The organism is Streptococcus infantis, from assembly GCF_047463175.1.
Lineage (GTDB): Bacteria > Bacillota > Bacilli > Lactobacillales > Streptococcaceae > Streptococcus > Streptococcus infantis_AC.
Genome location: NZ_JASHEJ010000003.1, coordinates 348,318 through 354,435 on the forward strand (window position 1 = coordinate 348,318; position 6,118 = coordinate 354,435).

At 34.7% G+C, this 6,118-nt stretch carries 7 protein-coding genes and 1 tRNA gene; all 8 read left to right on the plus strand.

What is annotated here, in order from left to right; all coding sequences use genetic code 11:
* Positions 1-50: 50 nt before the first annotated feature.
* A complete protein-coding gene (locus QM859_RS07930; RefSeq protein WP_024053357.1) occupies positions 51-317 on the plus strand; it encodes an RNA-binding S4 domain-containing protein in 267 nt (88 codons plus the stop codon).
* Positions 310-678: a septum formation initiator family protein gene (locus QM859_RS07935; RefSeq protein ID WP_004250925.1), complete on the plus strand. Its 369-nt coding sequence runs from the start codon at positions 310-312 to the stop codon at positions 676-678. Before QM859_RS07930 ends, QM859_RS07935 begins: the two co-directional genes overlap by 8 nt.
* 6 nt (positions 679-684) lie before the next feature.
* On the plus strand, positions 685-807 hold the full coding sequence (locus QM859_RS07940) for an SP_0009 family protein (protein WP_414262713.1): 123 nt from the start codon (positions 685-687) through the stop codon (positions 805-807).
* Positions 800-2,068 (plus strand): serine hydrolase, encoded by a 1,269-nt coding sequence (locus tag QM859_RS07945; RefSeq protein ID WP_414262714.1) that lies wholly within the window; start codon positions 800-802, stop codon positions 2,066-2,068. Before QM859_RS07940 ends, QM859_RS07945 begins: the two co-directional genes overlap by 8 nt.
* Positions 2,065-3,342: a tRNA lysidine(34) synthetase TilS gene (gene tilS, locus QM859_RS07950; protein ID WP_414262715.1), complete on the plus strand. Its 1,278-nt coding sequence runs from the start codon at positions 2,065-2,067 to the stop codon at positions 3,340-3,342. The genes QM859_RS07945 and tilS overlap by 4 nt, the downstream gene beginning before the upstream one ends.
* 4 nt (positions 3,343-3,346) lie before the next feature.
* Complete coding sequence (gene hpt, locus QM859_RS07955; RefSeq protein WP_006149113.1) at positions 3,347-3,889, plus strand: hypoxanthine phosphoribosyltransferase; 543 nt, start codon at positions 3,347-3,349, stop codon at positions 3,887-3,889.
* A 16-nt stretch (positions 3,890-3,905) separates the two neighbouring features.
* On the plus strand, positions 3,906-5,864 hold the full coding sequence (ftsH, locus tag QM859_RS07960) for an ATP-dependent zinc metalloprotease FtsH (protein WP_414262716.1): 1,959 nt from the start codon (positions 3,906-3,908) through the stop codon (positions 5,862-5,864).
* 163 nt (positions 5,865-6,027) lie between these two features.
* A tRNA-Glu gene (locus QM859_RS07965) sits at positions 6,028-6,099 on the plus strand.
* Positions 6,100-6,118: the final 19 nt, after the last annotated feature.

Below are 6,118 nucleotides of genomic sequence, written 5' to 3' on the forward strand. Positions count from 1 at the left end.
TTCTATAAAAGGGATAAAAATGGTACAATAATAATTTGAGGTATTATAAGATGAGATTAGATAAATATTTAAAAGTATCACGAATTATTAAACGCCGTACGGTAGCTAAGGAAGTTGCAGATAAAGGGCGAATCAAGGTTAATGGTATCCTTGCTAAAAGTTCAACTGATTTAAAAATCAATGATCAGGTTGAAATTCGTTTTGGAAATAAAATGTTGCTTGTAAAGGTGCTCGAAATGAAAGATAGTACAAAAAAAGAAGATGCAGCTGGAATGTATGAAATTATCAGTGAAACAAGGGTAGAAGACGATGTATAAAAAAATAGTCCAAATGAATAATTCATTTATTCAAAATGAACACCAACGACGTAAGTACATGATGGAAGAACGTCAAAAACGTAATCGTTTTATGGGTTGGGTTTTGATTTTGATTATGTTGCTATTCATCTTACCAACTTACAATTTAGCACAAAGTTACCAACAATTACTAACACGTCGCCAGCAACTAGCTGATTTGAAAAAACAATATCAGGACTTGAGCGATGAAAAGGATAAAGAAGCTAGTTTAGCAACTAAGCTAAAAGATGAATCCTATGCGGCTAAATATTCCCGTGCAAAATATTATTATTCAAAAACATGGGAGGAAGTTTATACAATTCCGGACTTACTTCCTAGGTAATGCGAAATGGAAAATTTATTAGATATTATCGAAAAATTTTTAAGTCAGTCAGATGAAAAATTAGATGAGTTAGCTCAAAAGAATCATCTATTACGACTGCAAGAAGAAGAGGAGAAAAAGAATGCGTAAATTTTTAGTGATATTACTACTTCCTATTTTCCTAAAAAGCGTTCAAGTAGTAAGCACTGAGAATCCAGTTATCATTCCAAAACAAGAAGTTTATTCTTTGACTCATACTCCACATCACTTTTATTATCAAGATACTATAGAATCTCCAAAATTTTATGGTGAGACGCCAGTTTATTCTACGGAAGACCTGATTAAAGAATCAGGAAAAGTAAATGCAGAAACAAAATTATCTGTTTTAGAATGGCGATTAAATAAACAAGGACAGCCTGTCTTTAAATTGTCAAATAATCAATTTGTAATGGCTGATAAACGACTTTTATACGATAGTTCCATCGTAAACGATTTTTCTAAGCGAGTATGGTTAAAACCGGGATTTGTCGTTTATAATAGTCCTTATGATCAACAAGAATTAAAGTCTACTTTAGCGCCTTATCAAGAAGTTGAAGCAGATATGTCTATTTTTGCTGAAGGTCGTGAATTTTTACATATCAAGCAAACGGGCTGGATTTCGACGGATTATATTTCCGATGATGATAATCGTATTCAGAAAGTACAAGAGTTGCTATCTGCAAATTATCAAAATGAACAATTCTCTATTTATATTAAACAATTGAGTACAGGTAAGGAAGCTGGCATTAATGAAAATCAAAAAATGTACGCTGCTAGTGTTATGAAATTACCTTATCTTTATTCTGTTCAGGAAAAAATCAATCAAGGTGATTATCAACTTGACACGAAATTGAAGTATGTTTCCGAAGTTAATGATTTCCCTGGTTCTTATAAACCGGAAGGAAGCGGAAGTCTCCCTAAAACAGCGGACAATAAAGAATACACTATCAAAGATTTAATCACAAAAACTGCAAAAGAATCTGACAATGTAGCTCATAATATTCTTGCTTATTATATTACGAATAAATCAGATGAAGCCTTTAAAAAAGAGATGACTACTATCGCAGGTGAGGAATGGGATGTGACAGATAAATTGGCTTCAGCTAAAATGGCTGGTCAAGTTATGGAATCTATTTATAATCAGAATGGTTTTGTTTTAGAATCTCTTTCACAAACATCTTTTGATAATCAGCGGATTGCTAAGAATATTTCTGCTAAGGTAGCCCATAAAATTGGGGATGCAGATGAATTTAAACACGATGTGGGAATAGTCTATACAGATTCTCCTTTCGTTATTTCAATCTTTACCAAAAATTCTGATTACGATACTATTTCTAAAATTGCTAAGGATGTCTACGAGGTCCTAAAATGAGAGACCGAGATTTTTTAAATCATTTTCTAGAAAAAGGTTACTTTGAAGGACATTCAAGAGTTGTGTTAGCCTTGTCTGGTGGATTGGATTCGATGTTTCTTTTTCAACTTCTTATGACCTATCAAAAAGAACTTGGTATTGAATTGTTTTTAGCTCATGTAAATCATAAACAAAGACCAGAGTCAGATAAGGAAGAAAATGAATTAAGAAAATTAGCTGAACAAGCTGGAGTTCCAATTTATGTAGCTTGTTTTACTGGAGATTTTTCAGAAGCGAATGCTCGTCAATTTCGCTATGAATTTTTTAGAGAAGTGATGGAGAAAACTTCATCTACAGCTCTTGTAACAGCTCATCATGCAGATGATCAAGTTGAGACGATCTTTATGCGATTGATTAGAGGTGTTAGACTACAACATTTATCGGCTATTAAAGAAAGACAAATATTTGATAAGGGAGAGTTGATTCGTCCTTTGTTGTCCTTTTATAAGAAGGATTTTCCTGAAATTGAGCATTTTGAAGATTCAACAAATAAAAAAAATCACTATCTTCGCAATCGTATTCGCAACCTCTATCTGCCACAGTTAGAAAAAGAAAATGTTCAGGTAAAAAAAGCAATTTTAGAGTTTGGAAAAGAAGTTTCTGATTATCAAATTGCTCTGGCTGAATTATCTCAAGCGGTTGATGTGGAAGATTTAACTCAGTTTTTATCTTTTTCCGAAGCAGCACAAAGAGCTTTACTACAACAATACCTTAGTCGTTTTGCTGATTTAAATGTAACAAGAGAACAATTTCAAGAAATTCATCATATTTTAAAAACTAAGAGTCAATATCGCCATAATATAAAAAATGGTTATGAACTTATAAAAGAATACCAGCACTTTCAAATTGGTAAAATCAGACCAAAGTCTGATGAAAAAAGTAGCGAGTGTGTGTTAAACTATCAAAATCAAGTTCATTATGAAGGTTTTCTATTTTCATTTGGAATTCCTCTAAAAGGTGAAAATGTTCAACAAATAAATGTTTCCCGTGAAACATCATTGATTTTGCGGCATCGACAGCCAGGTGATTATTTGATAATAAATGGTCATCGAAAAAAAGTAAGGCGACTTTTTATTGATTTAAAAATACCTACAGAAAAACGAAAAAATGCGATTATTGTTGAGCAATTTGGACAAATTTATTCAATTTTAGAAATCGAACTCAGTGATTTGAGTATAAAAATGAAAAATGATATAATGAACACTGTACTTTATATAGAAAAAATAGATAGGTAAAATCATGTTAGAACAAGATATCAAGAAGATTTTGATTTCACAAGATGAAATTACAGAAGCAGCTAAGAAGTTAGGTGCTCAATTGACAAAAGATTACGAAGGTAAGAATCCGATTTTAGTTGGAATTTTAAAAGGATCTATTCCTTTTATGGCAGAATTAGTCAAATATATTGACACTCATCTTGAAATGGATTTTATGATGGTTTCTAGTTATCATGGTGGAACTGTAAGTAGTGGTGTCATTAATATCAAACAAGATGTCACTCAAGATGTTAAAGGTAGACACATTGTCTTTGTAGAAGATATTATTGATACTGGACAAACATTAAAAAGTTTGAGAGATATGTTTACTGCTAGAGAAGCAGCGTCTGTTAAGATTGTTACTATGCTGGATAAACCAGAAGGACGTACTGTAGAAATTGAAGCAGATTATACATGTTTTACAATTCCAAATGAATTCGTTGTAGGCTATGGTTTAGACTATAATGAAAATTATCGTAACCTTCCTTATGTAGGCGTATTAAAAGAGGAAGTTTACTCAAAATAGAAGGGTAAGTTGTTGAATGCAAAAACAAAATAATGGTTTTATAAAAAATCCATTTCTTTATTTGTTGATGATTTTCTTGCTAGTAACGGGATTCCAGTACTTTTTCGCTGGGAGAACTGCCGGGCACAGTCAACAAATTAAATACTCAGAATTGGTGCAGGAAATCACTAATGACAATGTAAAAGAAATAACCTATCAACCAAGTGGTAGTGTTATTGAAGTGTCTGGTGTCTATAAAACTGCTAAAACAGAAAAACCGGAAACAGGTATTCAGTTTTTCACACCTTCTGCAACAAAAGTAGAAAAATTTACAAGTATTATTCTTCCATCGGATACTACTGTAGCAGATTTGCAAAAACTAGCTGGTGAACACCAAACACAAGTTGAAGTCAAGCACGAAAGCTCAAGTGGTATGTGGATTAACATCCTAGTTTCGGTAGTGCCATTTGCCATTTTATTCTTCTTCCTATTTTCTATGATGGGAAATATGGGAGGAAATAGCGGACGCAATCCGATGAGCTTTGGACGCAGTAAAGCTAAGGCTGCTAATAAGGAAGATATCAAAGTACGCTTTTCAGATGTAGCAGGAGCTGAAGAAGAAAAACAAGAACTTGTTGAAGTTGTTGAATTCTTGAAAGATCCAAAACGCTTTACAAAATTAGGTGCTCGTATCCCAGCTGGTGTTCTCTTAGAGGGCCCTCCGGGAACTGGTAAAACATTACTTGCTAAAGCAGTAGCAGGAGAAGCTGGAGTACCGTTCTTTAGTATTTCAGGTTCTGACTTCGTAGAAATGTTCGTCGGTGTCGGTGCTAGCCGTGTACGTTCTCTCTTTGAGGACGCTAAAAAAGCAGCACCAGCTATTATCTTCATCGATGAAATTGATGCCGTTGGTCGTCAACGTGGTGTCGGTCTTGGTGGAGGTAATGATGAACGTGAACAAACCTTGAACCAACTCTTGATTGAAATGGATGGTTTTGAAGGAAATGAAGGGATCATTGTCATTGCAGCAACGAACCGTTCAGATGTTCTAGATCCAGCCCTTCTTCGTCCAGGTCGTTTTGACAGAAAAGTATTGGTTGGTCGTCCAGATGTTAAAGGACGCGAAGCAATTCTGAAAGTCCATGCTAGAAATAAACCTCTAGCAGAAGATGTGGATTTGAAGTTAGTAGCACAACAAACTCCAGGTTTTGTTGGTGCTGATTTAGAAAATGTATTGAACGAAGCCGCATTAGTTGCTGCCCGTCGCAATAAATCAGTCATTGATGCTTCTGATATTGATGAGGCAGAAGATCGCGTTATTGCAGGGCCTTCTAAGAAAGATAAAACTGTTTCCCAAAAAGAACGTGAAATGGTTGCTTATCACGAAGCCGGGCACACTATCGTGGGGTTAGTCTTATCAAATGCGCGTGTCGTTCATAAGGTAACAATTGTTCCACGTGGTCGTGCAGGTGGTTACATGATTGCTCTTCCGAAAGAAGATCAAATGTTGCTGTCTAAAGAAGATATGAAAGAACAATTAGCTGGTTTGATGGGTGGACGTGTTGCTGAAGAAATTATCTTTAATGTCCAAACAACAGGTGCATCAAACGACTTTGAGCAAGCTACACAAATGGCGCGTGCAATGGTTACAGAGTATGGTATGAGTGAAAAACTCGGACCTGTTCAATACGAAGGAAATCATGCAATGTTTGGTGCTCAAACTCCACAAAAATCTATTTCAGAGCGTACAGCTTATGAAATTGACGAAGAAGTTCGAGCATTGTTGAATGAAGCACGTAATAAAGCAGCTGAAATTATTCAATCAAATCGTGAAACGCATAAATTAATTGCAGAAGCCTTATTGAAATATGAAACATTGGATAGTACACAAATCAAATCTCTTTACGAAACAGGAAAAATGCCTGAATCAGTAGAAGAGGAATCACGTGCCCTATCATATGATGAAGTCAAATCAAAAATGGCTGAAGAAAACTAAAATATTAGTAGACGAGATACAAGAGAGGATACTTTTATATCCTCTCTTTCTTACTTATAAAAACTAATCTATGAAAACCAGTAAAAAAATTTCAGAAAAAACAAATCAAACTAGTTGACAGAATTCTAAAAGTAGGTATAATAGAAAGAGTTGAAAAAGCTCAGGTCCGTTGGTCAAGGGGTTAAGACACCGCCTTTTCACGGCGGTAACACGGGTTCGAATCCCGTACGGACTATGAGTGTATCGCGGTTGGT

Excerpts from the sequence above, each read along its gene's own strand:
- QM859_RS07930 (WP_024053357.1), top strand. The coding sequence starts at position 51 with ATGAGATTAGATAAATATTTAAAAGTATCACGAATTATTAAACGCCGT.
- QM859_RS07935 (WP_004250925.1), top strand. The coding sequence starts at position 310 with ATGTATAAAAAAATAGTCCAAATGAATAATTCATTTATTCAAAATGAA.
- QM859_RS07940 (WP_414262713.1), top strand. The coding sequence starts at position 685 with ATGGAAAATTTATTAGATATTATCGAAAAATTTTTAAGTCAGTCAGAT.
- QM859_RS07945 (WP_414262714.1), top strand. The coding sequence starts at position 800 with ATGCGTAAATTTTTAGTGATATTACTACTTCCTATTTTCCTAAAAAGC.
- tilS (WP_414262715.1), top strand. The coding sequence starts at position 2,065 with ATGAGAGACCGAGATTTTTTAAATCATTTTCTAGAAAAAGGTTACTTT.
- hpt (WP_006149113.1), top strand. The coding sequence starts at position 3,347 with ATGTTAGAACAAGATATCAAGAAGATTTTGATTTCACAAGATGAAATT.
- ftsH (WP_414262716.1), top strand. The coding sequence starts at position 3,906 with ATGCAAAAACAAAATAATGGTTTTATAAAAAATCCATTTCTTTATTTG.